The 26,199-nt window shown below is 49.1% G+C and carries 31 protein-coding genes; all 31 read right to left on the bottom strand.

Annotated features, from left to right (window positions below; translation table 11 throughout):
- Positions 1 to 40 precede the first annotated feature (40 nt).
- The gene (locus BUA14_RS17685) at positions 41 to 1,120 is read right to left on the bottom strand and encodes a sulfate ABC transporter substrate-binding protein (RefSeq protein WP_072773820.1); all 1,080 of its coding nucleotides are present in this window, start codon (positions 1,118 to 1,120) and stop codon (positions 41 to 43) included.
- 251 nt (positions 1,121 to 1,371) lie between these two features.
- Positions 1,372 to 2,214, bottom strand: coding sequence for a lytic transglycosylase domain-containing protein (locus tag BUA14_RS17680; protein ID WP_072773819.1), 843 nt, complete (start codon positions 2,212 to 2,214; stop codon positions 1,372 to 1,374).
- Between the two features lie 19 nt (positions 2,215 to 2,233).
- On the bottom strand, positions 2,234 to 2,689 hold the full coding sequence (locus BUA14_RS17675; protein ID WP_015945036.1) for a chemotaxis protein CheW: 456 nt from the start codon (positions 2,687 to 2,689) through the stop codon (positions 2,234 to 2,236).
- An 18-nt stretch (positions 2,690 to 2,707) separates the two neighbouring features.
- Positions 2,708 to 3,463 (bottom strand): flagellar basal-body rod protein FlgF, encoded by a 756-nt coding sequence (gene flgF / locus BUA14_RS17670; RefSeq protein WP_015945037.1) that lies wholly within the window; start codon positions 3,461 to 3,463, stop codon positions 2,708 to 2,710.
- Positions 3,464 to 3,501: 38 nt separating this feature from the next.
- Positions 3,502 to 3,903, bottom strand: coding sequence for a flagellar basal body rod protein FlgB (flgB, locus tag BUA14_RS17665; protein WP_015945038.1), 402 nt, complete (start codon positions 3,901 to 3,903; stop codon positions 3,502 to 3,504).
- Positions 3,904 to 3,908: 5 nt separating this feature from the next.
- Positions 3,909 to 4,898 carry a flagellar hook-basal body protein gene (locus tag BUA14_RS17660; protein ID WP_015945039.1) on the bottom strand — a complete coding sequence of 330 codons (990 nt, stop codon included), beginning with the start codon at positions 4,896 to 4,898 and terminating at the stop codon, positions 3,909 to 3,911.
- An 82-nt stretch (positions 4,899 to 4,980) separates the two neighbouring features.
- Positions 4,981 to 6,261: a flagellar hook protein FlgE gene (locus BUA14_RS17655; RefSeq protein WP_015945040.1), complete on the bottom strand. Its 1,281-nt coding sequence runs from the start codon at positions 6,259 to 6,261 to the stop codon at positions 4,981 to 4,983.
- 55 nt (positions 6,262 to 6,316) lie between these two features.
- The gene (locus BUA14_RS17650; protein WP_015945041.1) at positions 6,317 to 6,871 is read right to left on the bottom strand and encodes a flagellar hook capping FlgD N-terminal domain-containing protein; all 555 of its coding nucleotides are present in this window, start codon (positions 6,869 to 6,871) and stop codon (positions 6,317 to 6,319) included.
- 9 nt (positions 6,872 to 6,880) lie between these two features.
- Positions 6,881 to 8,530 carry a flagellar hook-length control protein FliK gene (locus tag BUA14_RS17645; protein ID WP_143153479.1) on the bottom strand — a complete coding sequence of 550 codons (1,650 nt, stop codon included), beginning with the start codon at positions 8,528 to 8,530 and terminating at the stop codon, positions 6,881 to 6,883.
- Between the two features lie 128 nt (positions 8,531 to 8,658).
- Complete coding sequence (locus tag BUA14_RS17640) at positions 8,659 to 9,405, bottom strand: FliA/WhiG family RNA polymerase sigma factor (RefSeq protein WP_005816198.1); 747 nt, start codon at positions 9,403 to 9,405, stop codon at positions 8,659 to 8,661.
- A 26-nt stretch (positions 9,406 to 9,431) separates the two neighbouring features.
- A complete protein-coding gene (locus BUA14_RS17635) occupies positions 9,432 to 9,815 on the bottom strand; it encodes a hypothetical protein (RefSeq protein ID WP_072773817.1) in 384 nt (127 codons plus the stop codon).
- Positions 9,816 to 9,818: 3 nt separating this feature from the next.
- On the bottom strand, positions 9,819 to 10,301 hold the full coding sequence (locus tag BUA14_RS17630) for a chemotaxis protein CheD (protein WP_072773816.1): 483 nt from the start codon (positions 10,299 to 10,301) through the stop codon (positions 9,819 to 9,821).
- Positions 10,298 to 10,894, bottom strand: a complete 597-nt coding sequence (locus BUA14_RS17625; protein ID WP_011460745.1) for a chemotaxis protein CheC — start codon at positions 10,892 to 10,894, stop codon at positions 10,298 to 10,300. Before BUA14_RS17625 ends, BUA14_RS17630 begins: the two co-directional genes overlap by 4 nt.
- Before the next feature lie 2 nt (positions 10,895 to 10,896).
- Positions 10,897 to 11,541 (bottom strand): flagellar brake protein, encoded by a 645-nt coding sequence (locus tag BUA14_RS17620; protein WP_015945045.1) that lies wholly within the window; start codon positions 11,539 to 11,541, stop codon positions 10,897 to 10,899.
- Positions 11,542 to 11,588: 47 nt separating this feature from the next.
- On the bottom strand, positions 11,589 to 12,473 hold the full coding sequence (locus BUA14_RS17615; protein WP_072773815.1) for a MinD/ParA family protein: 885 nt from the start codon (positions 12,471 to 12,473) through the stop codon (positions 11,589 to 11,591).
- A complete protein-coding gene (gene flhF, locus BUA14_RS17610) occupies positions 12,466 to 13,704 on the bottom strand; it encodes a flagellar biosynthesis GTPase FlhF (RefSeq protein WP_072773814.1) in 1,239 nt (412 codons plus the stop codon). The genes BUA14_RS17615 and flhF overlap by 8 nt, the downstream gene beginning before the upstream one ends.
- The gene (flhA, locus tag BUA14_RS17605; RefSeq protein WP_072773813.1) at positions 13,694 to 15,760 is read right to left on the bottom strand and encodes a flagellar biosynthesis protein FlhA; all 2,067 of its coding nucleotides are present in this window, start codon (positions 15,758 to 15,760) and stop codon (positions 13,694 to 13,696) included. The genes flhF and flhA overlap by 11 nt, the downstream gene beginning before the upstream one ends.
- A gap of 37 nt (positions 15,761 to 15,797) precedes the next feature.
- Positions 15,798 to 16,850 (bottom strand): flagellar biosynthesis protein FlhB, encoded by a 1,053-nt coding sequence (gene flhB / locus BUA14_RS17600; RefSeq protein WP_072773812.1) that lies wholly within the window; start codon positions 16,848 to 16,850, stop codon positions 15,798 to 15,800.
- Positions 16,847 to 17,629: a flagellar biosynthetic protein FliR gene (gene fliR, locus BUA14_RS17595; RefSeq protein WP_005816212.1), complete on the bottom strand. Its 783-nt coding sequence runs from the start codon at positions 17,627 to 17,629 to the stop codon at positions 16,847 to 16,849. The genes flhB and fliR overlap by 4 nt, the downstream gene beginning before the upstream one ends.
- Positions 17,630 to 17,647: 18 nt before the next feature.
- Positions 17,648 to 17,920 (bottom strand): flagellar biosynthesis protein FliQ, encoded by a 273-nt coding sequence (gene fliQ, locus BUA14_RS17590; protein WP_072773811.1) that lies wholly within the window; start codon positions 17,918 to 17,920, stop codon positions 17,648 to 17,650.
- 17 nt (positions 17,921 to 17,937) lie between these two features.
- On the bottom strand, positions 17,938 to 18,717 hold the full coding sequence (gene fliP, locus BUA14_RS17585) for a flagellar type III secretion system pore protein FliP (protein WP_072773810.1): 780 nt from the start codon (positions 18,715 to 18,717) through the stop codon (positions 17,938 to 17,940).
- The gene (gene fliO / locus BUA14_RS17580; protein ID WP_072773809.1) at positions 18,714 to 19,196 is read right to left on the bottom strand and encodes a flagellar biosynthetic protein FliO; all 483 of its coding nucleotides are present in this window, start codon (positions 19,194 to 19,196) and stop codon (positions 18,714 to 18,716) included. The genes fliP and fliO overlap by 4 nt, the downstream gene beginning before the upstream one ends.
- Position 19,197: 1 nt before the next feature.
- Entirely contained in the window at positions 19,198 to 19,560 is a 363-nt protein-coding gene (locus tag BUA14_RS17575) for a response regulator (protein WP_005816218.1), read from the bottom strand.
- A 52-nt stretch (positions 19,561 to 19,612) separates the two neighbouring features.
- On the bottom strand, positions 19,613 to 20,866 hold the full coding sequence (gene fliY / locus BUA14_RS17570) for a flagellar motor switch phosphatase FliY (protein WP_072773808.1): 1,254 nt from the start codon (positions 20,864 to 20,866) through the stop codon (positions 19,613 to 19,615).
- Positions 20,859 to 21,854 (bottom strand): flagellar motor switch protein FliM, encoded by a 996-nt coding sequence (fliM, locus tag BUA14_RS17565; protein WP_026183958.1) that lies wholly within the window; start codon positions 21,852 to 21,854, stop codon positions 20,859 to 20,861. Before fliM ends, fliY begins: the two co-directional genes overlap by 8 nt.
- A 105-nt stretch (positions 21,855 to 21,959) precedes the next feature.
- On the bottom strand, positions 21,960 to 22,385 hold the full coding sequence (locus BUA14_RS17560; RefSeq protein ID WP_072773807.1) for a flagellar basal body-associated FliL family protein: 426 nt from the start codon (positions 22,383 to 22,385) through the stop codon (positions 21,960 to 21,962).
- Positions 22,385 to 22,597: a flagellar FlbD family protein gene (locus BUA14_RS17555; RefSeq protein WP_072773806.1), complete on the bottom strand. Its 213-nt coding sequence runs from the start codon at positions 22,595 to 22,597 to the stop codon at positions 22,385 to 22,387. Before BUA14_RS17555 ends, BUA14_RS17560 begins: the two co-directional genes overlap by 1 nt.
- Positions 22,594 to 23,037: a flagellar FliJ family protein gene (locus BUA14_RS17550; RefSeq protein WP_072773805.1), complete on the bottom strand. Its 444-nt coding sequence runs from the start codon at positions 23,035 to 23,037 to the stop codon at positions 22,594 to 22,596. The genes BUA14_RS17555 and BUA14_RS17550 overlap by 4 nt, the downstream gene beginning before the upstream one ends.
- A gap of 18 nt (positions 23,038 to 23,055) precedes the next feature.
- A complete protein-coding gene (gene fliI / locus BUA14_RS17545) occupies positions 23,056 to 24,357 on the bottom strand; it encodes a flagellar protein export ATPase FliI (RefSeq protein ID WP_072773804.1) in 1,302 nt (433 codons plus the stop codon).
- The gene (locus BUA14_RS17540; protein WP_072773803.1) at positions 24,341 to 25,210 is read right to left on the bottom strand and encodes a FliH/SctL family protein; all 870 of its coding nucleotides are present in this window, start codon (positions 25,208 to 25,210) and stop codon (positions 24,341 to 24,343) included. The genes fliI and BUA14_RS17540 overlap by 17 nt, the downstream gene beginning before the upstream one ends.
- Positions 25,194 to 26,198, bottom strand: a complete 1,005-nt coding sequence (fliG, locus tag BUA14_RS17535; RefSeq protein ID WP_005816231.1) for a flagellar motor switch protein FliG — start codon at positions 26,196 to 26,198, stop codon at positions 25,194 to 25,196. The genes BUA14_RS17540 and fliG overlap by 17 nt, the downstream gene beginning before the upstream one ends.
- Position 26,199: the final 1 nt, after the last annotated feature.

Here is a 26,199-nt window from a genome sequence, read left to right as displayed (position 1 = left end):
TGGGCTGGTTCCGGACTCCTGGCCTGGAACCGCCTTAAGCTTATTTCTCTACATAAATTTGATCAAAGACGCCGCCGTCGGCGAAATGCTCCTGCTGGGCTTTGGCCCAGCCGCCGAACACATCATCAATCGTGAAGAGATTGATTTGGGGGAACTGAGCGGCATATTTTTGGGCCACAGCCTCATTTCTGGGCCGGTAGAAGTTCTTGGCGGCAATTTCCTGGCCTTCATCACTGTAGAGATAGTCCAGATAAGCTTCCGCCACTTCCCGGGTGCCTTTCTTGTCCACCACGGAATCCACTACCGTTACCGGCGGCTCGGCCAGGATGCTGAGGGAAGGAACCACAATTTCAAATTTATCTTCCCCAAATTCCCTTAAGGAGAGGAAGGCCTCATTTTCCCAGGCCAGCAGCACATCACCGATCCCCCGCTCCACAAAGGTTGTGGTGGAGCCCCGAGCCCCTGAATCCAGTACCGGTACGTTTTTATAGAGAGCTTCAACAAATTCTTTGGCTTTTTGAGCATCATTATTATTGTGTTCCAGGGCATAGGCCCAGGCTGCCAGGTAGTTCCAACGGGCACCCCCGGAGGTTTTCGGGTTGGGAGTGATCACCGATACTCCCGGCTGCACCAGATCGTTCCAATCCTTAATATTTTTAGAGTTGCCCTTCTTCACCAGAAAGACGATGGTGGAGGTGTAGGGCGTGGAATTGTTGGGCAGACGTTTCTGCCATTCCGGATTGAGCAGGCTCTTTTGAGAGTTGATGGAGTCGATATCATAGGCCAATGCCAATGTGATCACATCCGCTTCATTGCCGTCAATAACCGTTCTGGCCTGGCTGCCCGAGCCGCCATGGGACTGTTGGATGGTCACATCCTGGCCGGTTTTTTCTTTCCAGTACTTGCTGAAAGCTGTATTGTACTCCTGATAAAGCTCACGGGTGGGATCATAGGAGACATTGAGCAGAGATACCGGCGGTTTGCCGCCGGCGGCTGTATCGGCAGGCGTCGCCTTGCCACCGCATCCGGTCAGAGCAACAATCAACGCCGCAATCAGAACGGCTGTCCCGAATTTTTTCCCGGTTGCAGATTTTACTTTCAGGTTCTCAAATTTCTTCACTTTCACTTCCCCCTTAGATTTCATTAATATATAGTAATCCTATAGGTTTTGTTAAATTTTAATAGGGACTTTCAACCAAGTCAATAGGTTTTTGAAAAAATATAACAATTTCTATCTGTTTACTTGATTATAAAAATACAAAAATCCCCTCACCATTTTTTTGTGACGGGTGTTATCTCTTTAAACCGCTGACAGCAGCAGTGATCAATATAAAAAAAATCAGGTCGCATGATCCTCATGCGCCTGATTTTTTATGCTTGTGTATCTACTTTTCCTAATGCAGAAAGTATCTTTTTTACGTAATTTTGCGTTTCCTTGTAAGGTGGAATCCCATTGTATTTATCTACAGCCCCTGGGCCTGCATTATAGCCAGCTAAGGCAAACGCGACATTTCCTTTAAACCGCACCAACAAATCCTTTAAAAAACGGGTTCCCCCATCAAGATTCTGAGCCGGATCAAAAGGATCGGTCACACCATAAGTCTTTGCCGTACCAGGCATCAACTGCATCAAACCCATAGCTCCCGCTGATGATACCGCATGGGGGTTAAAACTGGATTCAGCCATCACCACTTGCCGGATCAGATTCGTGTCTATCCCATGGCGCTGCCCTACTTCCGCGATAAGCTGTTCTATAGCCGGCTGATCGGAACGGTAATCTGAACTCCGCTGAGAACTTAAGGAGTTTGCTTGGAGAGAGTTTACTATACCGGAGTAAGGATTATATGCCGAGGTCAAAGAGGTCCATGAATTTTGCCCCATTCCGGTAAGGCTCATGGATGAGAGAAGATTTTCAGATAAGAGAGAATCCTTTCCGGAAAAAAGACTTCCCAGTAACATTGCGGCAAGAAGTTGTGAATTCTCAGTTGACTGCGATTCTTGCTCAGAACCGGACCCTAATTCTTGTCCGGCAAAAGCTTCCAAAGCTAATCCTGAGCTGGAGCCATCATTTCCTGAAAGGGCGGACTGGAGCAAGGTGGCAAAGAGGAGAGCTTGGGAGCCACCCTTGTTTCCGGACTCACTCCTTGAAGTATCCTGCCAGGCCTGATTCATACTTTGAAGCTGGTAAAGCAGCACTAGTTCTGCCGTATTCACCGATTATCCCCTCCTGATATCAGACGAGCTTAGCAATTCCCTCAAGCTCATCTTTAGCTAAGATCCGGTCAGGAATCAACACCATGATAATACGGTCGGGAAGATTCACGATACCGCCAATAAATGGAGCTGTAACTAAGGGAGGCGGCGGTGCTATATTGTCCAGGATGCGAACCTCTCTCACCTGGTCAACCGCAAATCCTACCAGATCGCCATTGACTTCCGTAATCAAGGCAAAGTCTTCCTTGGCGGCTTCCACGTCCTTGGCAATGGTCCGATTCTTTTCCACACCAAAACGAACATGTAAATCAATCAATGGAATCGCCGACCCCCGCAGATTGATTAATCCCTTGACCGAGTCAGGGGCCTTGGGAATCGGGCGAATATCCCCTAACCGGGTAATTTCTCTGACGATTTCAATGGGCATTCCATACTCTTCCTGGCCTAGTCCAAATATAACCACTTGATTTCCCATGACAGCCACTTCCTCACTTTATACAATTCTACCAATTTCGTTAACAGCCTTTTCTAAAGTTGCATCATGGGTTTGGATCACCTTTTGATTCGCTTCATAGGCTCTCATCACTGTGATCATCTTAACCATCTGGCCTGGCAAATTCACATTGGATCCCTCCAGCGTCCCCTGAAGCACGGCCTCATTACCGGCAAAGTCCTGTACCGGCTGATTAGAGGCATACAGAGACTGTCCTTCGCGAAGAAGGCCGACCGCCGGGATTTGCACCAATCGCAAGCGGTCCATAGTGACCCCCTGATCGGTGATTCCCCCCTGAGCATCCACCTGGAAATTCTTGCTTAACGGTCCAATGGGCCCCTCTTCACCAAGAACAGGATAGCCATCGGCTGTTTGCAGCATTCCTTCAGAATTCAGTTGCAGCTGTCCATTACGGGTGTAGCGCTCACCGTTGGGGGTATCCACCACCAAGAAAACTTCCTCAGCAGTGAGGGCCAGATCCGTAGGAATGTCCGTGGTTTGCAGAACTCCCTGAACATTCATCCGCGTAATCTGATCGACGACAACCCCGGTACCTATACCGCCGATTAATGTATTGCCGGGGATTTCGTTTTCCGTGTTTGTTCTCATCATGAGCATTTCGGGAAAGGCTTTATTGCTGGACTCCTCCCCTTTATAACCCGGAGTCCTGATATTTGCGACGTTATCCGCGATAATCTCGCTTTGGGTCTGAGCAGCAAGCATTCCCGCCGCCCCTGTATATAATCCTTTAATCATGGATCGTCACCTTCATCATCTTTCTATCGCACAAAGTTTTACTTTTGGGTGATCACGGTACGCAAATGGGACAATTGCGCGGAAATTGCCCGGGTGACGGAATTATAATAAATCCCGTTTTCAGCCACATTGACCATTTCCTTATCGATATCCACATTATTGCCGTCGTTTCGATAGGTCGTTCCTTGATCTTGCACAACCCCACTGGAATTAAATCCAGTTTTTTGGAGATGACGCTCTGATGTTACTTTAAGGGGGAGCTCCCCTCCGGTCTGACCCATAGCTTCACCAAGGAGCAGGTCAAAATCCACATCAGAACGTTTAAAATCCGGAGTATCCACATTGGCAACATTATTCGCCAGGACTTTATACCTCAGACTGGACGCATCAAGACTTTTTTCCAGAATATTAATAACCGGTGTATTCAACCAATCCGACATCTAATTTACCTCCTTAAGGAGTTAGCCATGCTCCACATTTGGTCCCCGTTGGTAATCATACGGGCATTGAGCTGATAGGCCCTCTGCACCTGGATCATCTCCGTCATGGCTGAAGCAAGGTTCACATTGGATTGTTCCAAAGACTGGGTCTTGAGCTTACCCAAGGTCCGTTCTTCCACCTGGCTGCCCGGCGTGCCAACCAATTCGTCCCCGGTCACTCCGGCCGCGTCGGGAGCAAAATAGAGATTATCTCCGTCCCTGACTAACCCTTCCGGGTTAGCAAAGGTAATTATATTGATCTGCCCCAAAGTCTGGCGGCTTCCGTCAATAGTGGCACTAAGAATTCCTTCCGTGCTGATCTGGACATCTTCAGCCCCTTCCGGAACGGCAAAGGCTGTGGGTAAAATATCTCCATTCCAATCCAAGGGACGGCCCAATTCATCCATATCAATTGGTCCTACCGGGTACCCTTCTCCCTCCGGATCATTGACCACAACCCGGCCCAAAACTCTTTCCTCGTCATCGATAAATCCCGTTATATTGCCTGTCTCATCCACATACAAATCCATGGCATCGGCTGGAATCTTTACTTCCAGAATATAACCGTCGGAATTAACCAACTTGCCTTGACTATCCAACTCAAAGTTTCCCACCCGGGTATAGCGGCTCTCCCCATTGGCTGTCCGCACAGGGAAGAAGCCTTCCCCGTCAATAGCCAGATCAAAGGGGTTCTCTGTCTCCCGGATGATTCCCTGCCGGTAATCCGTGTCTATGGTCGGATAAATCACACCGGCTCCCACATCAATCCGCTCTCCCACAGGCTGTCCATTAAATTCACGTTCAGCCGGCCGCATTTCTGCAGCCAAAGCTTCGGCAAAATTCACCCGCTGAGCCTTATATCCCGGTGTATTGACATTGGACATATTATTGCCCAGTACATCCAAAGCTGTCTGCTGAGCCCGGACCCCAGTAGCTGCTGTATTCAGAATGCGCAAATCCTGTGCCTCCTCTCAGAAAAGAAATGCCGAAAAGGACTTTGGCATAAGGTTTTATCCTTATACCCAAGTCCTTAGCCTATTATCCGCGTTTAAGGTCGATCAGCTCCTGAAGCAGGGAGTCCGATACGGTGATTACCCTTGAATTCGCCTGGAATCCACGCTGGGTGACGATCATATCCGTAAACTCCTGAGAAAGATCCACATTGGACATCTCTACGGAATTGGGAATGATATTTCCCCGTCCCGCTGTTCCAGCAGCACCGATGTCTGCTATACCGGAGTTGTTGGTTGCCGCATAAAAATTGTTACCAACATTCTGCAAGCCTGCATCATTAGCAAAGTTAGCAATGGCCAGCTGACCGATGCGACGGGACGCAGATCCTTTGCCATTGCTGTATATCCCGCTAATAATACCGTTGCCATCGATAGTGACTTCATCTAATTTTGCCCGGAGTCTCCCATCTACACCCTCAATCTCAACACCGGCAGATGGCGGAGCCGCATTCAAGGTTATTGTTCCCGTTTTTGGATCAAAGGAGCCATCGGTTATGTCCTCTAGATCAGCACCGACTAAGTCCGGATTCTCATAGACATAAACGCTTCCCTTTTGCACAAAATCCCCCGCCGGAATCGTAAGCTTATCGTAGTCAATATCGGTAATCTCAATGGCAGGAGGGTCCCCACTAGCTTCATCCGCCGGATCCTTAGTAAAGGTTATTTTACCCGTCGTTGAGTCAAGCGTTCCACCATCGGGAACTGTCGCTGAAGCACCGATTAATGCCGGATTGACATACTCATAGTTGCTCCCGTTCTGCACAAAATCTCCGAGATTAATCTTAATTATTCCCCCCTCAGGTTCAGGCGGGTATGAGCCTATATTGAACCGTAAGGGTGTCAGCGGTGCGCTTCCCCATTCGAGAATCTCCCTGTCATTAGCTCCCCACATTTGCCCCAGAACGAAAGCCCCTGTCCCCGGATCAGTGAGGTAGCCATTTTGATCCTGAGAGAAGGCACCGGCCCGGCCGTAAACGATCTGTCCTGCATTCCTAAAGACAAAGAAACCTCTTCCATTAATCATGGCATCCGTACTTTTGCCTGTGTTCTGTGAGCTTCCAGTAGTCATGATCTGATCGATGGAGCTCACCATGGAACCCAGGCCGACCTGTGCGGGGTTGGTTCCCCCTTGATTCGCTGAGGGCGATCCGGCCCCTTTCATAGTTTGGCTCAGCATGGTGGAGAAGGTGACACGGCTGCGCTTAAAGCCTGTGGTGTTGACATTGGCGATGTTATTGCCCACAACGTCCATTTTTATCTGGTGGTTTTTTAAACCTGAGATAGCTGAATACAAAGAACGTAGCATCGGGATATTCCCCCATTTCCTTTATTTAAACTTTTTCGTTCCACTGATATCCTCGTTAATCCTCGGGAATATCATCCTTAGGAATGTCATCCTCAGACGTATCATCTTCAGGTACAGGATCGGGGTCGGGATCCGGCTCCTTAGGGTCGGCGACATAGGTGATGTCACTCATATCTACAGCAGCCTTACTTCCGTCCTCCAGGACCAATACCAACTGGGGATTGCCATTCAGCCATTGAACAGATTCGACGATCCCATTCACAAAGCCACTGCCATCGATATTCGCTCCTTCTACATGCTTGCCGATCAGAGCAGCTCCCTGACTGAGCAGAGAATTCTGGAATAGGGCCCCAAAGGCACCGACCAGGTTTTCCATGCTTTTAGACATGTTATTCATTTGCTCCAGGGAACTGAACTGAGCCATCTGGGTAATCATATCCTTGTTATCCATGGGTGAAAGCGGATCCTGATTGGTCAGTTCAGCAACCAACAGCTTCAGAAAATCATCCTTACCCAGAACCTCTTTTGTAGCGTCAGAGACTGCGCTGCTTTGTTTGGATTCTGAGGTGGAAGAGTATTTACTATAATTTGTATCAACTGTATTCCCCATAGTTTCCTCCTAAGCCTTGATATTAATCCGACTAGCGCCTGGGATCACTTCATCATTGCTCAGTATTCTCTCAAGCTCTTCACTATTAAGCGACTCTAGAACATCATCGCCACTCTCCTGGGAGTGGCCTGAGCCTTCCCGGCCCTGATGTTCCTGTGCACCTTCTTTTTGCTCTCCTAAGCCCATCTCCATCTGTCCGCATTGGATGCCCAACTGAGTCAGACTGTCTCTCAGTTCAGACAGGTTCTGTTGGAGGAGCTGTCCTGTTCCCCCATCCGAAGCCACGATGCGCATATGAACTTGTCCCTCATCCCAATTCATGGCGATATTAATTGCTCCTAAATGGGCGGGGTGTAGTTGAATGGTCAATTCGCGAAGTTGGGGGCGGGCCAGATAAGCCTTGTCAAAGATGTCCCGGGCTACTTGGGTCCATATGGGCTGATCACCTTTATCGGCAACTTTCCCTTGGACTTGAGCGATATCTTTGGCTTGATGGGTTAGATTGCCTGCTGCAACATCCGGTAAAATAGATTTATTCCCCTTATTTGTTTCTATAGGCTGTTCATCATCCTGAAGCCCTTTGACAGCTGTCCCTTTTGCAGGAACCAAGCCGCCTTCTGCCAACTTTTCTCCCATTACACCATGGGGTGATGCGATGCTTTTTGCTATTTCCTGTTTCATGAGTATGGTATCCTCAGAGTTCTCCTGATTCAAGCTGAGAATCTCCGGGTTCTTAGCCGGTCTTCCTTCAGGCCCATTCCCAGCTCCAGGTTTAACCTGGTTCTCATCTAATCCGGTCTCATCTGCTCCTGTTCCATCGGGATCAGACTTCGACTTACCTGATAAGGCTGCCAGCAATGTCCCCTGATTATTCTGGACAAAAGTATTCGCTGCTGTTTTCGCTGTGTCTGTCAGAGTCATGTCAGTCGGTACTGTATTCATAAGTGCCGTATCTGTCTTGGCCTGAGTCGCCATTACACTGGGCTCTTGCCCTTCGCCATCCATGGCGATAAATAAACCACTGTTATAGCGCTGAGCAGCAAGTTCTGATTTTTGCTGAGCTAAAGGATTAGCCTCAGCTTGATTTTGCTGCTTAAGCTTGATTTCCCCTGACATTTCTTTAAGTAAATTGGATATCACGTTCTTATATAAATCCAACTCCGACTGGGGGGAAGTCTTCCCCTGAGGCTGTTCTGTCATCCCTGACAGCTGTACATCCTCTAATATGCCTGGAGAGCTTGATGGGAGGATCTGAACTTGCATTGTATCCAAGAGAGTCTTGCTTCGCATTCCATCCAGTTGGGTCATGAACATCTCCAGTCGTTCGGAGTTGATTCCCTGTTCCCCTTCTCGTTGTAAACCTTGCGCTAAAACCTCTTGAAAACCTTCGTTTCCCTGAAGTATCCCCATAAGTCCTTGTAACCCATCCAAACCCAATAAGGCGTGACGTCCGGAATTGGCATCCTTGCCTGCCGGTTCCTGACTCTGGTTGCCAGAGTCCTGTCCCTGTCCACCGACTTGGTTCAGCCAACCGCCAAAGATTGCTGCAAACATCATCGCAGCTGAATCTGCACCTGACTGTGAACCACTTGTGAAGGAAGATCCATCTTCAGTGCTTGTGATGGCTCCCCGCGTGGATAGGGCATTAATTCCTGTCATGGCATCACCTCCACCAATACTGAATCTATATAGCTTATCGGCAAAAACTTGGTAAAACTTTAATTTTTTTTAGCCAATAAGCATAATATGAAAAACGGTACCTGTTCCCATTTTTCATCCATTTCTTATTAGAATAAATTCTTCTTTTGGCGGCTGAGGCGGCCTCTTAGGCGCAGGATGGCTTGGGAATGAAGCTGTGAGATTCTTGATTCCGAAAGTTTCATAATCACAGCGATTTCTTTCAGGGTAAGATCTTCCTGATAATATAGGGCCACGACCAGTTTCTCCTTCTCAGGAAGCTTTTCGATAGCGTCGGCCAGGATCTTTTTTTGCTCATCAAGTTCAACCTCCTGAAAGGCTTCCTGAGCTATGGGGTCCGTCAATTGTGTCCTGGGGGTATAGGCTTCCCCTTCCTCACCTACAGCCACCTCATCAAGCGAAGTCAAGGTCAGCATTTGTCCTTGATGCAGGGCAGCATCCAAGTCCCGCAGCTCCATCTGCAGCAAAACAGCTACCTCTTCATTGCTGGCAGGCCGGCCATGCCGTGCCTCCACTTCGGCAAAGGCATCCTGGATGCGCTTGATTTTCTGCCTTGCCGAATGAGGTACCCAATCCATCGTCCGCAAGCCATCGATAATCGCTCCCCGGATTCTCAGCGTAGCATAAGTTTCAAATTTCACTCCCCGAACAGGGTCAAAACGCTCTAAGGCATCCAACAATCCAAACACACCGTAGCCGATCAAATCGTCTTCATCCACATGTTGAGGTAAGGAAATAAGCAACCGACCGGAGATACGCTTGACTAACGGCAAATACTTTTCAATTTGCTCGACTCTCCATGAACCTCGATTGGCTGCTTCATAAGGATTCGACATCTTGTTGGCCCCCCTTCCTTACAATCCTAGTCACCCCAACCCATTCTTCTCACTATTTCCGCTTGTTTCTCAACACTGGGTTCCCCTTCGGCAAACTCCTGATTCAATTGCCCTGCCCTACTAGCTGGAATTTGTCTTTCTTCTGGCTTTTCGCCACCGAAATTCAGGTTATCTTCCTGCCCCACGGCAATGTCTAAAAGGTTACCCGGCTCAATCAGCTCCATTTCTATGCCGGTCTTTTCAAAAATGGTGATACTGGCCATGCATATACCATAGATAAGGGTAAAACCGATAATGGCACTAAGGACAATGAAAATAAAGTTTTCCCCGCTATAAAAGCTAATTAATGCTAAGACAGCTGAAACGACAAGTGCAAAATACCATGCCCAAAGCCGTAATTTATCCATCATCTATTAAATCACCTTTTCGCCATGGTTAATGGTTCGAACCTTAAGATCACCTGTGCCCACATCAAAATGGATGGTTCGCCCAAAACTTCCCCCGACGTCGGAGACGAGGAGGGGAATCCCCAGACGCTTTAACTCCACAATCACTTGTTCCGCATTGCGATCCCCTATCTTTAACACCGGCGGTTTTCCCGGAAAGGAAAACATTTGGGCGCCTCCGGCCATTTTGGCGCGCAGGCGGGATTTGGAGGCACCTAAACGAAGGATTTCCGTCACCAGAAGATCCATCGCTGTATCGGCATATTTAGCGGGGTTTCCGCCAGGGGCACTCCCCGCCGTGGGCAGCATAATATGAGCCATACCCCCGACCTTCTGAATCGGGTCATGAACACATATACCAATACAAGAGCCTAATCCTGCCGTCATTAAAATATTAGGCGCTTTTGCCGTTTTCAAATCAGCCATACCAACACTAATTACATTGCTCATAGTCCCAAAGCTCCCAGCAGTTTTATCAATGATCCCTCATCAGGCAAGAATACGAACTTTCCTTCAATTTGCGGTATCCCGGTAAGCTGAGTATTAATAAAGAGAACCGTATCCTCAAGTATGCCATCTTCCAGGAGAATCGCATCAAAAATTGCCCCCACCATATCCACGGCTAAAGCAGGCACAGAAGGTTGCAGAGGGATTCCTGAAAACTCAGTTAAAGCGATGAGGAATGAACTCACCATGATATTGCCCACTTCTTTGAGGGCCGATTGAGCCATCTCATTATCAAAGAGGTTAAAGGATTCATTGGAACCAAATAAGGCTTGTACCAGTATTTCCGCACTTTCCAGAGGAAAGAAGAACACCGCTTTACCCGAAGCATCCCCTTCGACTTTAACATAGATAACGGCCTGGGGGACCTCCAGATGACCGATCACCATAGGAGCCTTCTCAAATTCTATTGCTTTAACCTCGGGAATGGACATTTCAATGCGGCGGCTGAGCATAGTGGATAATGCTGTCGCGGCGTGTCCTGAGCCAATATTTCCGATCTCTCGCAACGCATCCAATTGCATTTGATTAATTTCCATGCTTAGATCAATCCTTTCTTACGCAAGTCTCTTTGAATATCAAAAACACATCGGATGATGCGATCGCGATCACGTTCGGAAATTTGATAGAAATCTACGGACACGGAAAAGTACTTGGTGTCTTCAATAGGCTCTACCCGACATACCCGGCCCGGAGTTCCGATGATACCGCAGGGTAATTCAAGATTGGCATAGAGGATGGAGCCTTTGTCCAACTTGACTTTGGCTTGAAAACGCATTCCGCCGCCGCTCAGATCCAACATATTCCCCTTCAGCAGGTCCCCTAATCCTTCCCTCTCCACCACTTGATAGGTTATCGGGAAGGAGGCGGAAACCCGCACATAGTTCCTCCTTTGGACCCTTCTAATACTATCCGGCATCTTCAGGACAAACATTGGTATGGGTGTTGCGACACGCTGAAGAACCGATGACATAAAAGAGTAGGAAGCCACGTCATCCCAAAAAGTAACCTCCACAAGAGTACCCTCCTGCAGGGGAATGATCATCCCTTGGTAATGGGGTGCATATACAGATAGTCGTGTTTTGCCGATCTCATCGACATGTGTCTTGTAATTTCCTTCATAGTCCCCTTCCGGAACATGCAACTCAACAGCTAATCCGGAAACTAATTTATCAAGATATTGCACTGCCCTCACCCCCTAAGCCGAATTAAAAAAGAAAAACTATTGAAAAGTTAAAAGGCTCGCAAAAGATTTTTTAAAAAGCCACGAATTCCTCCTGCTTGTCTCGGCGGACTAAGATAAAGTCCGGACACCGAACCGGCAATCCATTGAATACATTGATAAGCTGAACTTTGCGGATAGGATACTCCGATGGGTTCTTGTTTCATAATGGCTCTGCCCACGGATATATCCTCATAGACCCACCCCAATAAATTGACGGGAGCATTCAGGAACCGCTTCGCGGCGCTCTCCAGGCGTTCATAGGTGTCTTTGGCATCCGCTTCCCTTTGCACCCGATTCACCACTACATTGACCGTAACGCCATCCTTAACCTTTTGTAAAGCCTTGAGCAGGCCATAAGCATCGGTTAAGGCGGTTGGCTCCGGGGTGGTAACCAGGATGATATCATCTGCCGCCCTTAAGAAATTGAGCACCGTATGCCCTAAACCTGCACCTGTATCAATGATAATAATATCTGCCAGGGACTCTAGGCGTCCCAGATTTCTGACGACCTCTTCCAGCCGCTCCCTCTCGATGTTGGCTAAATCCTGGACACCTGACCCCCCCGGTAATATCCCTATCCCTTTCGGGCCATAGATCAGGATTTCTTCGATATCTTTTTCACCATTGAGAAGATGCTCAAAAGTATAACGGGGTGTAACGCCGCAGGCTATATCCAGGTTCGCAAGTCCCAGATCCCCATCCAGAAGAATGACCCGATAGCCCAAATCAATCAATGCCAAGCCCAAATTCACACTGAAATTGGTCTTGCCCACGCCGCCCTTCCCGCTGGTCACAGCAAATACACGCAGATCGTGTTGGGAATCAGAATTGGCAGTAAGGTCAGGTTTATGTCGGGAGGCGATACGCCTTAATACTTTTGCCTGGTCATTCACGCCGATCCCCCTCCCCCAGAATATAACGAGTCAAACGCTCTGGGGTTGCTACTTCTATATCATCGGGAACATTTTGCCCATTGGTAATATATGCAACAGGCAGGTCGGTTCTTTCCAAAAGATTAAGAATAGTGCCCCCGCCGATTGTTTCATCCAGTTTGGTAAAAATCAGATGGGTCGTCAAAGGCTCGAAGCGCTCATAGATCCTGGCCAAATCCGCGGCCTGAGTGGCGGCACTCATAACGAGCATGGTCAGCTCCGGCTGAGCCTTCTCCAGAAACGCCTTTAATTCCGACATATGAAGATCATGGTGAGGACTGCGTCCGGCCGTATCAATAAAAATAAGCTCCTTATCCTCATGGCGCTGAATCGCCTCCCGAAGACCGGAGGGAGTCATGACCACATCCACAGGCACGCCAATAATCTCCCCAAAGGTTTTCAACTGCTCCACGGCAGCGACCCGGTAAGTGTCTGCAGTGATCAAAGCAACCCGCCGTTTATCGACGATGCTGAAGCCTGCCGCTAATTTACCGATGGTGGTGGTTTTTCCTACCCCTGTGGGCCCGACTAACGCCACTATCCTAGGTTTGCGGACTCCTGGCTGAATAGCCGCTGTATTGTTGCAGATCCGGCGTATGGTTTCCTTGAGGCAGGCCCTGACCCGATGGTCCTCTCCCCAGTCCTCTTCACGGACATTTTGCTGAACTGAGCGAAGTATTCTCTTGATCAGCTTGGGATTTATGCCCCGCTCTTTGAGCAGATCGGCCCATTTCTGCAAAGGCACAGGCCATACGCTTTGCTCTCCATCCAAACCTTCAATTTGGCGGTTCATACTTTCCAGCAATTTGCGCATGGATTGCAGTTCTGCCTCTAAAGCATTGAGTTCCGCCCCCTTTGGAGCACTCACCTCAACCCGGGGAGTCTTTTCCAGCGCAGGGGGCTCCGCTCCCTTTCTTGAATCAAAAGCGGGTCGTTCCATAGGCAAAGGGCTTTCCTTCCGAACCCCATAAGGGTTCGCTGGGTATAAAGATTTGACAGGAGCTTGTTCTTTCCTCACAGGCTCTTCTTCAATAGCCGCCATCACTTCCACTTTATGTTTGCCAAAAAGCCCCAATACTCCGCCTTCCTTAAATTGCCGTGTCTGAAGGATGACGGCATCGGCGCCCAATTCCTTCTTCACTTTGCCCATGGTCTCGGCTACTGTATCGCCAACAAAACGCTTAACTCGCATTTCCAGTCGTCACCATCCCTACTGCCTGAACCTGCACACCATGCACAAGTTCGTTATAAGATAGAACCATAAGCTGAGGCAACTGACGCTCAGTTACCCGTTTTAGATTAATCCTTACTACCGGAGCGCAGACCAGAACAGGGTTATACCCTTTTAAGACCATTTTCTCCATCTCCCGGGCTAAGGATTGCATAAGTTCCTGCAATACACGGGGATCCAGAGTCATATAGCTCCCAAAATCCGAAGGCTGGATGCTGTCCAGAATCAGCTGCTCCAGCTTCGGATCTAAAGTAAGCACCGGCAACTGTTTGTCCATGCCCAGAAGAGGCTGAACAATCTGCCGGGCTAAGGACTGACGAACATACTCCGTAAGGCGGTCCAAATCCTTTGTGGTTGAGGCATAATCGGCTAATGTTTCCAAAATGGTCACCATATCCCGAATGGAAACCCGTTCTCTCAGCAGGTTCGAAAGGATTTTTTGCAGTTGCCCCAAATCCAAATGCTCCATGGCATCATCCACTGCCGCCGGTGCCTGCTCCCGAGCATGATCCAGAAGAGTCTTCACATCCTGACGGCTTAAGATTTCCCAGGCATTGCTCTTAATCACTTCGGTTAAATGGGTCGCTAAGACGGTGGGCGCATCCACCACCGTCCCGCCGTTCATCTCGACTTCTTCTCTGTAAACAGCATTAATCCACTTGGCGTCCAGCCCAAAAGCTGGCTCTTTGGTAGGTATGCCCGGAATATTATCATCCCCCAGACCACTGCTCATGGCCAGATAGTGATCGGCCAGGATTTCTCCCCCGGCCACCTCAGCACTGCGGATTTTAATCGAATACTGATTGGGTTGCAGATTCATATTATCCCTGACGCGAATCACCGGCACGATAAAGCCCAATTCACTGGCCACCTGCCGCCGGATTAAGACGATACGGTCTAAGAGATCGCCCCCCTGCTGGACATCGACTAAAGCGATCAGGGCATACCCCAACTCCAACTCCATGTTATCCACATTTAAAAGATTAAGGACATTCTCCGGTTTTTTACTTTCTTCAAGGGCTGTTTCCCGTGCCGCCGCGCTCTCTTCAACCACTGCTTTCTGACTGCCTTTATCCATAACTCTGCCCAGCGCCACAAGGACAATCGCAACGATCAACAAAGGCAAAAGAGGGAGCCCGAACATGGCCAGGACCATGGCTACCCCTGCGGTTATGTAAAGAGCCTTCGGCGTGTGGAAAAGCTGGCTGGAGAGGTCCTCAGCCAGGTTGGTTTCCGAGGCGGCCCGGGTGACCACCAGACCTGTAGCCGTAGACATCAAAAGGGCTGGAATTTGTGTCACAAGTCCATCCCCAATAGTCAATAGAGTATAGGTATGCAAAGCTTCCGTGATGTCCATACCCCGCATAACGACTCCGGTAACAAATCCCCCAATAATGTTAATAAAGAGAATGATAATAGCGGCGATGGCGTCCCCTTTGACGAATTTGCTGGCTCCATCCATGGCCCCATAAAAATCGGCCTCTGCCTGAATCTTTTGCCGGCGATCCCGGGCCTGGGTTTCTGTAATCATTCCGGCATTCAGGTCGGCATCAATGCTCATTTGTTTTCCCGGCATAGCATCCAAGGTGAAGCGGGCCCCTACTTCAGATACCCGTTCCGAACCCTTGGTAATGACGATAAAGTTTACGACAACCAGGATGGCGAAGATGATAAAACCGACCACCGCACTGCCTTTGACAACAAACTCGCCAAACTGCTGGATAACATCACCGGCATGACCATCGGCGAGAATTAAGCGGGTCGTCGACACATTAAGGGAGAGACGAAACAAGGTTAAGATCAGAATCAAAGAGGGAAGCACCGAAAAATGCAAAGGGTCTTTGGTGAATACCGCAATCATTAAAGTAAGAACTGCAGCAGAAATACTTATGGTCAATAGAATATCTAACAACAGAGAAGGAATCGGTACAACCATCATGACAACGATCGAGACAATAAAAATAGCGGCGAGCACATCAATACTGATGTGCAGGCGGCGGGGCGCATTTGCGGCCATGGATGATTCCTCCTTCCTTGCTTGGTATTATACAGAATTAACCGGTATATTTTTTTCGCTTAAGCCGGTACACGAAGGCGAGAACCTCTGCCACGGCTTTATAGAGATCCGCAGGTACGGCCTGTCCGATTTCCGCCTGAGCGAAAAGGGCACGGGCCAGCGGTTTATTTTCCATGGTTATGATGCCATAGTCTTTGGCAAGTTGCTTAATCCGTTGGGCAATTTCATCGGCGCCTTTAGCCACCACCACCGGAGCCGAATTTTCCTTGGGATCATAGCGCAGGGCGACAGCATAGTGGGTGGGATTGGTCACCACCACATCGGCAGTTTTTAAATCCTGCATCATGCGGCGCATGGACATGGCCCTTTGTTTTCTTTTAATTTCCCCTTTAAGCTGAGGATTCCCTTCCGTTTGCTTATATTCCTGCTTTAACTCTTCGTGGGACATCTTGAGATTTTTCTCATAATCCCACCACTGGTAGAGAAAATCGATGGCCGCAATGATGAAAAAAGACAGAGCAATTTTCCAACCCATCTCGATGATCAAACCGCCGATGAACATCGCCCCCTGGCCAACCGTGAGACGGGCCATGACCGGAAAGATTTCAAAATTATCCCGGATGGTGGCGTAAACAAAATAGCCGATAAAGGTGACCTTAAGCAGGGATTTGATCAGCTCCACCCAGGCTTTCATGCCGAACATCCGTTTAGCACCGCTAATCATACTAATCCGGCTCAGTTGGGGCTTTAAAGGCTCCACCGTGAAAAGAGAGCGCACCTGAAGGTAATTGGCACCGGTGGCGATAACTGCCCCCACCACAAACAAAGGAGCGACAATTTGAATGCCCAGCCAGAGAAGATCCACCATCAGACTGGCGACAGAGCGGGTGGTCCATTCCGCCGATAGCCCATAGACATAAGGAAAGACCTGGCTAACCTTTTCCAGCATGGTGGGCACATAGAACTTTAACAACCCAATAAAGCTGACCAGCATAAGTGCGGAAACCATTTCCGTGCTCTTAAAGACCTGGCCTTTCTTGCGTGCTTCCTGCCTGCGCCTGGGCGTGGCCTGAAACGTTTTTTCACTCATGTTCCCTGCCACCCTTTATACAGCTCTAAAAGCCAGGTCATGGCCCGCTCAAAGAGCATGTTGACTGTTTCGCCAAAAAAGCCGATTCCCAAAAAAAGAATAGTAAAGCCAAAGATGATCTTAACGGGAAAGATGACCGTAAAAATATTCATCTGGGGTACAGTGCGCATCAAGAGCCCTACGCCGATATCCGTCAGAACCAACGCACCGATGACAGGGAGGGCCAGTTGTACGGATAAGGTGAAGATTTCCCGAATGAGAAAGATATAATAATTAAGTCCTTGGGGGAGAGCCCCCGGATTAATCGGGACATAAGTATAGCTCTTGACCATAGCCGCAATAAGATAATGGTGGGAGTTGGTAGCCAGGAGGAGCATAATGGCCAAAATCATTTGAAAATTACCCATCATCGCGCTTTGCACACCAAAGATCGGATCGATGGCTCCGCTCATATTAAAGCCCATCTGCATGTCAATCAATTGGCCTGCCCCTTCTAATACGGCAGTAATGGCATAAATGACAAAGCCGATCACAAGGCCAACCACAATTTCTTTGATTAATAGTGCTGCATAGGGCAGTGTTTCGCTGGGAATCTGGGGGCCGGCGGCCATGATGAGCGGATAGAGGATGATCGAAATGCTTACCGCTAAGCCCAGTTTGACCATGGCAGGAACCCCGCGGGCTCCAAACACCGGAGCCAGCATAATCATGCCTGCCCAACGTGAGAGAATAAGGAGGAACAGCGTGAGATTCCATTGCAAAAATTCTGCTAAGCCCATGTCTCTCCTCCGCGATGATTAATATTTACCAAAAATGGCTAAGTCATTAAAAAGATTGGTAGTAAACCCTGTAATCACATTAAGCATCCACGGACCCAATAAAAGCATGACAAGAGCAATGGCCAGGATTTTGGGAATAAAGGTCAGGGTCTGCTCTTGAATCTGAGTCATGGCCTGAAAAATACTGACCATTAAACCCACAAGCAAGCTCACACCCAATACAGGACCTCCGATCATCAAAGCAGTCATCAAGGCTTCTTTGGCCAGATAAAGTACGTCACTCTGATTCATTCATACACATCCTTAGGTTAGTAGAAGCTTGTGACAAGTGACTGGACGACAAGGTGCCAACCGTCCACCAGGACAAACAGAAGAATCTTAAAGGGCAAGGAAACCATCATGGGGGGAAGCATCATCATACCCATGGACATCAGCACAGAAGCCACCAGCATATCGATCACCATAAAGGGGATAAAGATAGCAAAGCCCATCTGAAAGGCTGTCTTCAGCTCACTGATTACAAAGGCAGGAATGAGGACATAGGTAGGGATATCCCCGTAAGTTTGCGGTTGCTCCATTCTGGCCAGACCGACAAACAGAGTAAGATCTTTTTCCCGGGTCTGCTCGAACATAAATTGCCTTAAAGGGGCTTCCGCTTGCTGCAGAGCCTCTGCCTGTGTTATTTGATTTTGCATATAGGGCTGAAGCGCCTGGGTATTGATCTCGTTCCAAGTGGGCGCCATGACGAAAAAGGTTAAGAATAAAGAAAGACCGATAAGTACCTGATTGGGCGGCAGCTGCTGTGTACCAAGGGCATTGCGCACAAAGGAGAGGACGATAATCGTCCGGGTAAAAGAGGTCATCAGCACAAGAATGGCCGGAGCGATGGAGAGTACGGTCAATAAAAGCAGGATTTGCAGGGTTGAACTGGTTTGCTCAGCCGTTGTCGTCCCGAAATCAAGGGTTAAGCCTGCGGCCAAAACTGCATCTGTATTGACCAGTATTCCGCCCAAAATCAAGAAGAACAGCAGCAAAGCTTTCACGTTTCGCTTCTTTGCTGAACCCAATGCCTTCACGGTGGCTGTCATTGGTCCACCTCCTCAAGCAAACGTTCAAGCTCATCGGCGAAGGGTTCTTTCCCCCGGCGACGTTTACCGCCAAAGGTGCGCTGGGCAATTCCGGATAGAATGCCCTCCACACGCTCAGTGGGCCGGTGGGCCAGCTCATCCAGGATCTCGGCCGCCAGCTCAGGGTCATTGATCTCATCGATCTTCGTCAAATGATGATCCGTCCCCCCCAGGATCTGGAGCTTTCCGGCAATTTCCACCAAATAAAGGGATTGGCTGGCATTGAGCATTTGCCGATCCAGAACTCTCGCCCAAGGCGCCTGCATGCCCCGGAAAGAAGCTTGGTTCATTTTGCGGATGACCCATAAAGCAACCACCAGAATAAGGAGAAAGACGAGAATCGTCCCGATGATCCCCCCCCAGTAGGAGGGATCGGATACACTATTACTCACTCCATCCGTTACCTGAGGTTGAATGGGTGTTTCATCGGTATATTGCATTTTACTTCAGCGCCTTTTTTACAGCCTCAACCACCCGATCTGCTTGGAAGGGTTTGACAATAAAGTCCTTGGCCCCGGATTGAATAGCATCGATAACCATCGCTTGCTGACCCATGGCACTACACATAATGATCTTGGCTTGAGGGTCCTTCTTGCGAATCTCGCGAACGGCCTGCAGTCCATCCATTTCAGGCATGGTAATGTCCATGATCACCAAATCCGGGGTCAGCTCAACAAATTTGTCCACGGCCACAGCCCCATTTTCAGCCTCACCAACCACTGTGAAGCCGTTCTTGGTTAAGATATCCTTGACCATCATCCGCATAAATGCAGCATCATCAACAATTAAAACATTAGCACCCACAATTTTTCCTCCTTATTAAAAACGGAATAAATCTTAAATCTTTATTAGGGTTTTATTGAAGCCCTATGGCCTTTGTCATGCGTTCGCTGGGCTGCACAATATCGGTAATGCGTATCCCAAAGGTTTCATTGATGACAACGACTTCACATTTGGCGATAAGTTTACCGTTAACAATCATATCCACCGGTTCTCCAGCCAGGCGATCCAGCTCAATGACTGAGCCGGGTCCCAACTCAAGGATTTCTTTAATGGTTTTCTTGGCTTTGCCTAACTCCACGCTGACCTGTAAAGGAACATCCAGGATAAGTTCGAGGTTCTCCTGCCCATGAAGGGGATCACCAGGCTTTAAAGGAACAAATTGGGCCGGTTGTACCGGTGTCGGGGGAACCCCATAGCCCGGAGTATAATAACCGCCTTGATTATGTCCATAAGCAGGCCCGCCATATCCTTGCTGCTGCTGAGGAGGATATTCCGGCTGAGCCTGAGGCATGAAGTGACCGGGGGCCGGTGCCGCGGGCTGCCCATAGCCGCTGACGGGTGCCTGAGGTTGTTCCATCTGGAGGGAAGGAGCCGGAGTAGGGGTAGGGGCGGGTTTGGGCTCCGGTTTCGAACCGCTTCCTCCCATCGAACCCAGAAGCTTGCCAACCATCCCTTTTGCTACCTGAATGGGAATCACTTGAACTAAAATGCTGTCAATGACATCCTCCACCACCATCCGGAAAGAAATCCGCACGAGTTCTTCGTGGGATTGAAGCACATTAGTAATAATGTCGTCATCTTGAGGAGACATATCATTCAAGACGAGCTGGGGTGGCGTAATATCCACGACAGAATTAAACATGGTGGACATGGAGGTAGCCGCCGAACCCATCATCTGGTTCATGGCTTCCGAGATGCCGCTGATGCTAAGCTCTGAGAGTTCTGTCGGGGGATTTTCCCCTGTTCCCCCCATCATGAGATCCACGATAACCGCTCCATCCCGTTGGGAAAGGATGAGAAGATTAGACCCTTCAATTCCCGCTTTATACCGGACATCGACGATCACCGAGGGAATGGGGTAATCCTTGCGAATTTGTTCTGCACTGGCCATATCTACTTTAGGGGTGGTAATTTCAACTTTCTTTCCTAAGAGCTGGGATAAGGTTGTGGCTGCTGTTCCCATGGAGATATTGGCAATTTCTCCTATAGCATCCCTTTCCATATCACTGAACTCTACCGCCGGTTCCTTTTGCGCTGGGGGATCCGTTTGCTGATTCCCTCCCAGCAGGGCATCGATTTCTTCCTGGGAAAGCATCCCGTTACCCATCCTGATCCCTTCCTTCCTCAACGATTTCTGTTATTTGAACAGCGAGATGTTCCCCATGCAGACCAGGAATTCCTTTAAACTTTCTAAAATTCCCAACATAAACAGGGAGCGCTTCTTTAACGTTTTGCATCAGCGGGATCACATCCCCTGGTGCCAATTCCAAAAGGTCACGAACTAAAATCTCCGAATGTCCCAGCAAGGTGGTCATATCCACTTTTGCCCATTCGATCTTCCTACGAATGGCGTTAACTTGTTCCTTGGAGGTCACTTTGGCCTGAGTAGAAAAGAGGAACAAGGTACTGAGTTTGTCTAAGACAGGTTCCAGTACCAGATAAGGCAGACACATATTGACCATTCCCACCATTTCTCCCACCTGAACCTCTAAAGTGACGAGGATGATCATTTCGTTGGGGGCAACAATTTGGGTAAACTGAGGGTTGGTTTCCAGAACTATGTACTCCGGCTCATTGGGAATAACCTCAGACCAGGCCTCGCCAATCAGATTAATCATCTGCTGCGCCCGATGGGAAATAATCGTCCGCTCAATCTCCGTCAGATCCCGATTCTTCTCCGAGCCTTGTCCCTGCCCCCCCAGCAATCGGTCAATGATCGCGAAGGCCAAGGCCGGACTCATCTCCATCAGCAGTGTTCCCTCCAGGGGATTCAAAGTATATAAACTGAGGATCGTCGGATTGGGCAAAGAGCGGATGAACTCATCATAGGTTATCTGCTCAATGGAACTCACTTTAGTCTCAATAACCGAATGAAGATGCCCCGACAAGTAGGTGGTCAAGGACCGGCAATAATTCTCATAAATATTCTGGAGGGAGTGAATCTGATCTTTGGAAAATTTGTTCGGTCGTCTAAAATCGTAAACTCGGACTTTCTTCTGTACTTTCGTGGTTTTAATTTCCTCAGCATCGACTTGACCATCAGAAAGCGCGTTTAGTAGGGCATCAATTTCGTCTTGTGACAATACCTCTCCCATAAGATCCCCCCTCTCAAACATTCTTGTTTACGTATTATAGTAAAGCAGGTATGTCAAAAATAACAGTATTTTTCACGGTTAAGCAGTATTTTCCAGTTGGAATCCTTACTGATAAACAAAGGATAAGAAGAAAATCCCCTGAATCTGATTGCTTGTGACTTCATTAAGTTGGGTAATCAGTTCGTGTTTCAGATCTTCACGGACCTCGGGTTGCATATCCTTTAAGGTCTTGCTGGAAAGAACGGTATTAATCCGATCCTTAATAAAGGCATCCTTAGCTGTAAGCACAGCTTCTGATTTTTCGTTCATTCCTTCAAGAGCTATTGAGGTCTTAAGAAAAGCTCCGCCCTGAAGATTGACAGTAAATTCTCCAACGGATATAACGGGACCCTCTTCCTTCTTGATCACGGCGGCCTGTCCTGTAGGGCTATCTGAGAAGAACAGCTTTTGGGCACCCAAGGTGCCGACGACACCAATCGTCGATCCTAAAAATCCGGCAAGAAAAATTGCAATAATTAACTTACGGTCCATTACTCTGACATCTCCCCTTCTTCTCGAAATAACGGATGACAATGCCTTTTATATTCCGTCACTCTGCGAATGAGCTCTTCCGTCGTTTCTGTGACAACGTATTTATTTCCTCCCGTTAAGGTGATGACCGTATCCGGGGTTGCTTCCATGCTTTCGATCAGGTCCGAATTAAGAACCAGCTTTTTACCATTGATGCGGGTGACTTCGATCATAAGCTACTCCTCCGTCCAAACATTATTTGGCCTGCTTCATCCAGGACAGCTTGTTCACGCCGCTGTTCTTTAAGGTTGAATACCGCCCTTTGTTTCTCCTTCAACTTTTTCAGCTTCTCAGTATCCTGGTGGGCTTCAAGAAGCCTTTGCCGCTGCTGTGTAACCACTTTTTCCTGTTGGGATACTTCCTCCGCTATATAACGTAGAAGCTCGATCTGCTTTTGGGTAAAACTTTGCCATAGACCCAGATCCTGGGGTGAGGTTCGGCAGGCCTCCTCTTGACCCTGCAGAGCAAATTGCCAAACATTTTCCTGATCCTGGCAGACCTTTTGGAGAGACAAATGCTTTTGGATTTCCTGAGCAAGAAGCCGCTGCTGCTCTTCAAGGCTGCGTTCGGCCAGCCTTAAAGCTGCCTCGAGGCGGAATCTGAATTTGGCCAATCGAATCGCCTCCTTATCTTACCTAAGGGCCTGCTGAAGCTGCTGAAGCATTTGGTCGAAGGAAACTTTCTCTTCCACATCCTGACGAAGGAAGCCATTGATTCCTTCGATATGCCGGATGGCGGCATCGATGCGGGGATTGCTGCCTGTCACATAGGCTCCGATGTCGATTAAGTCTTTGGCATCATGGTAGACTGCCAGATGTTCCCGGAGTTTTCCGGCCAGCTCCTTGTGTTCCGGAGCAATGATGTCATTCATAACCCGGCTCACGGATTGAAGGGTGTCAATGGCGGGGTAGTGGTTCTGCATGGCCAGTTCCCGGGTCAAGACGATATGTCCGTCCAGGATACCCCGGACTGTGTCAGCGATGGGTTCATTATGGTCGTCTCCATCCACAAGGACAGTGTAAATACCCGTAATGCTTCCAATCTCGCTCATCCCGGAGCGTTCAAGAAGCTTGGGCAGCATTGCAAATACTGAAGGCGGATAGCCGCGGGTTGCCGGGGGTTCCCCAGCGGTCAAGCCCACTTCCCGTTGAGCCATAGCAAAACGGGTCACGGAATCCATCATTAAGAGCACATCCTGTCCCTGGTCCCGGAAGTATTCGGCAATGGCCGTGGCTGTGAAAGCAGCCTTAAGGCGAACCAAGGCGGGTTGGTCGGAGGTCGCCACCACCAGTACGGAGCGCTCTAAGCCTTCTTCGCCCAGATCTTTCTCGATGAAGTCCCGCAGTTCTCTTCCCCGTTCCCCCACTAAAGCGATCACATTCACACCGGCTGTGGTATTTCTGGCCATCATGCCCAGCAAGGTGCTCTTGCCCACTCCGGAACCGGCGAAGATGCCAATTCTCTGTCCTCTGCCAATGGTCAGTATCCCATCCACTGTGCGCACTCCCACACTGAGGGGGTCCCTGATCCTTGGCCTTAGAAAAGCACTGGGGGGAGCATTTTGCAATGGGTAATCCCTCTGGGTAACCATAGGGCGTCCATCCAAAGGTCTGCCCAGCCCGTCGAGAATTCTGCCCAGAAGGGCCTGACCGACTCCGACCTCCAGTTTATGCTGCTGAGGGACCACCCGATCCCCCGGAGCGATTCCTTCCAATTCCGCTAAAGGCATCAGTAAGGTAGTGGAGTTGCGAAAGCCCACCACCTCAGCCGGAATCTCTTTCCCTTGCTGGGTATGGATCCGGCAATATTCCCCTACGCTGACCCGCGGGCCATCGGACTCAATCATCAGTCCGACGATTTTGGCCACCCGGCCATGGGAAACGATCAAATTCAAATCACTCATTTTATGAAGCATATTATTCCAATCGGTCATGCCTTAGCTCCTCTCTCAGGAGTTGTTCACAGCGTTCCAGCTGTACCTCTACGCGAGCATCAAAAATACCTTCGGTGCATTCGAGGAAACAATCTCCAGAGGTTAAGGTTTGATCTTCCAACAAGGGGATATTAATCTCATCCGAACATTGAGAAAGCCATCGATAATCCGCAGTGGATACATGAAGTTTCCAGCCTTCCCGCTCTTCAGGGAGCAGGGACAAAGCGCGAATACGTTGCAGCAAGTGCTCAGGATGTTCCAATATACGGACACGAAGAATTCTCTCAGCAACCTTCAAAGCCAATCGGAGCAATGTCTCGTCCACTTTACTCCATTCCTCATGGGCAGCCCTTTGGGCTAAGGACAGGATATCCCGGGCTTCTGCTTTCATACGTTCAGCTTCCCGTTCTCCCTGAGCTGTGCCTTCCTGAAGCCCTTGGGCCAAGCCTCGGGCATACCCTTCCTCATAAGCCTGGTGAGAGACCTCTTCGCGAAGCCTAAGGGCGGCTTCTTCCCCCTGCACCCGTGCTTTTTCCAAAATCTCCGCAGCTTCTTCCCGAGCCTTTTCAAGCTCTGTCTGCGCCTGAGTACGGATGGCTTCGGCCTCGGCCATGATTTCCTTTGCTTTCTCATCCTCTGCTTCATCGGCTGTGACAGTTAAAGGCTCCCACTTTTCCTCACCCTCAAGCCGGGGAAATTCATCTTCTTGAGACAGGCTTCCACTCCGCTCATGGACTACAGAAAGATGCTTGCCCAAGAGTTGAAATTCTTCCGTCCGACATTCCACAATACAGGGCACGCTGACCTCTACTGCATTGCTTTTAACCACTCTCGTCCTAGTATATAATCTCATCACTGCCACCTCTTGAAATGACGATTGCACCTGTTTCTTCCAGGCGGCGAATTACTTTGACGATACGCTGCTGCGCTTCCTCCACATCCCTCAAACGGACCGGGCCCATAAATTCCATATCCTCCCGCAGGTTTTGGGATGCCCGTGATGACATATTGGCCATAATCTTTTGCCCCACTTCCGGATTAGAGCCCTTAAGGGCCAGGGCCAGATCTTTCATATCCACTTCACGCAGCACCAGCTGAATTCCCCGGTCATCAAGCATAACGATGTCTTCAAAGACAAACATCTGACGTTTAACCTGCTCGGCCAGTTCAGGGTCATCCACTTCCAGAGAATCCATGACCACCTTTAAGGTGCCCGGGTCGCTGCGGTTCAGAATATCCACGACACTTTGAATTCCACCAGATGTTGTATAATCCGTAGGAGCGAGACTGGATATCTTACGCTCAAGTATCTTCTCGATCTCTTTAAGAACTTCAGGACTTGTTCTGCCCATTAAAGCAATCCGTTTGGTCACATCGGCCTGTCTTTCCTGGGGTAAGCTGGATAAGAGAATGGCCGCTTTATCCGGTGGCAAATGGGTCATGATCAAGGCGATGGTTTGGGGATGTTCTCCTTGAATAAAAGATAATAACTGCTTAGGGTCTGTGCGCCGCACCAGATCAAAGGGGCGCATCTTCAAGGAAGAAGAAAGGCGGGTAATGATCTCAAAGGCCCGCTGTTCACCCAGGGCTCTCTCCAAAACCTCCCGGGCATAATCTATACCGCCCTGGGCGATATAATCATTGGCCACACACATCTGGTAAAACTCATCGACGACCTTATCACGCTGTTCCGCTGAAATCTTACGCACATTGGCCATCTCCAGCGTCAACTGTTCAATTTCATTCTCTGCTAAATGCTGTACCACCTTGGCTGATTTATCCGGCCCTAAGGCAATCATCAGGATGGCTGTTTTCTGAATCCCAGTAAGCTGCTGGCTCATC

This window comes from Desulfitobacterium chlororespirans DSM 11544, from assembly GCF_900143285.1.
Lineage (GTDB): Bacteria > Bacillota > Desulfitobacteriia > Desulfitobacteriales > Desulfitobacteriaceae > Desulfitobacterium > Desulfitobacterium chlororespirans.
The sequence above is the reverse complement of the archived record's forward strand: the minus strand, read 5'-3'. Positions and strand labels throughout refer to the sequence as shown.

Coding starts and splice junctions, on each gene's coding strand:
- BUA14_RS17625 (WP_011460745.1), bottom strand. CDS start 10,894: ATGGAAATTAATCAAATGCAATTGGATGCGTTGCGAGAGATCGGAAAT.
- BUA14_RS17560 (WP_072773807.1), bottom strand. CDS start 22,385: ATGGACCGTAAGTTAATTATTGCAATTTTTCTTGCCGGATTTTTAGGA.
- BUA14_RS17555 (WP_072773806.1), bottom strand. CDS start 22,597: ATGATCGAAGTCACCCGCATCAATGGTAAAAAGCTGGTTCTTAATTCG.
- flhF (WP_072773814.1), bottom strand. CDS start 13,704: ATGCGAGTTAAGCGTTTTGTTGGCGATACAGTAGCCGAGACCATGGGC.
- flgB (WP_015945038.1), bottom strand. CDS start 3,903: ATGTCGGATTGGTTGAATACACCGGTTATTAATATTCTGGAAAAAAGT.
- fliR (WP_005816212.1), bottom strand. CDS start 17,629: ATGGGCTTAGCAGAATTTTTGCAATGGAATCTCACGCTGTTCCTCCTT.
- flhB (WP_072773812.1), bottom strand. CDS start 16,850: ATGAGTGAAAAAACGTTTCAGGCCACGCCCAGGCGCAGGCAGGAAGCA.
- fliI (WP_072773804.1), bottom strand. CDS start 24,357: ATGACCGATTGGAATAATATGCTTCATAAAATGAGTGATTTGAATTTG.
- fliQ (WP_072773811.1), bottom strand. CDS start 17,920: ATGAATCAGAGTGACGTACTTTATCTGGCCAAAGAAGCCTTGATGACT.
- BUA14_RS17640 (WP_005816198.1), bottom strand. CDS start 9,405: ATGTCGAATCCTTATGAAGCAGCCAATCGAGGTTCATGGAGAGTCGAG.
- BUA14_RS17540 (WP_072773803.1), bottom strand. CDS start 25,210: ATGAGATTATATACTAGGACGAGAGTGGTTAAAAGCAATGCAGTAGAG.
- BUA14_RS17635 (WP_072773817.1), bottom strand. CDS start 9,815: ATGATGGATAAATTACGGCTTTGGGCATGGTATTTTGCACTTGTCGTT.
- BUA14_RS17655 (WP_015945040.1), bottom strand. CDS start 6,261: ATGCTACGTTCTTTGTATTCAGCTATCTCAGGTTTAAAAAACCACCAG.
- fliP (WP_072773810.1), bottom strand. CDS start 18,717: ATGACAGCCACCGTGAAGGCATTGGGTTCAGCAAAGAAGCGAAACGTG.
- BUA14_RS17645 (WP_143153479.1), bottom strand. CDS start 8,530: ATGACAGGAATTAATGCCCTATCCACGCGGGGAGCCATCACAAGCACT.
- fliY (WP_072773808.1), bottom strand. CDS start 20,866: ATGGGTAACGGGATGCTTTCCCAGGAAGAAATCGATGCCCTGCTGGGA.
- BUA14_RS17630 (WP_072773816.1), bottom strand. CDS start 10,301: ATGAGCAATGTAATTAGTGTTGGTATGGCTGATTTGAAAACGGCAAAA.
- flhA (WP_072773813.1), bottom strand. CDS start 15,760: ATGGCCGCAAATGCGCCCCGCCGCCTGCACATCAGTATTGATGTGCTC.
- BUA14_RS17675 (WP_015945036.1), bottom strand. CDS start 2,689: ATGGGAAATCAAGTGGTTATATTTGGACTAGGCCAGGAAGAGTATGGA.
- fliG (WP_005816231.1), bottom strand. CDS start 26,198: ATGAGCCAGCAGCTTACTGGGATTCAGAAAACAGCCATCCTGATGATT.
- fliM (WP_026183958.1), bottom strand. CDS start 21,854: ATGGGAGAGGTATTGTCACAAGACGAAATTGATGCCCTACTAAACGCG.
- fliO (WP_072773809.1), bottom strand. CDS start 19,196: ATGCAATATACCGATGAAACACCCATTCAACCTCAGGTAACGGATGGA.
- flgF (WP_015945037.1), bottom strand. CDS start 3,463: ATGATTAAAGGATTATATACAGGGGCGGCGGGAATGCTTGCTGCTCAG.
- BUA14_RS17650 (WP_015945041.1), bottom strand. CDS start 6,871: ATGGGGAATACAGTTGATACAAATTATAGTAAATACTCTTCCACCTCA.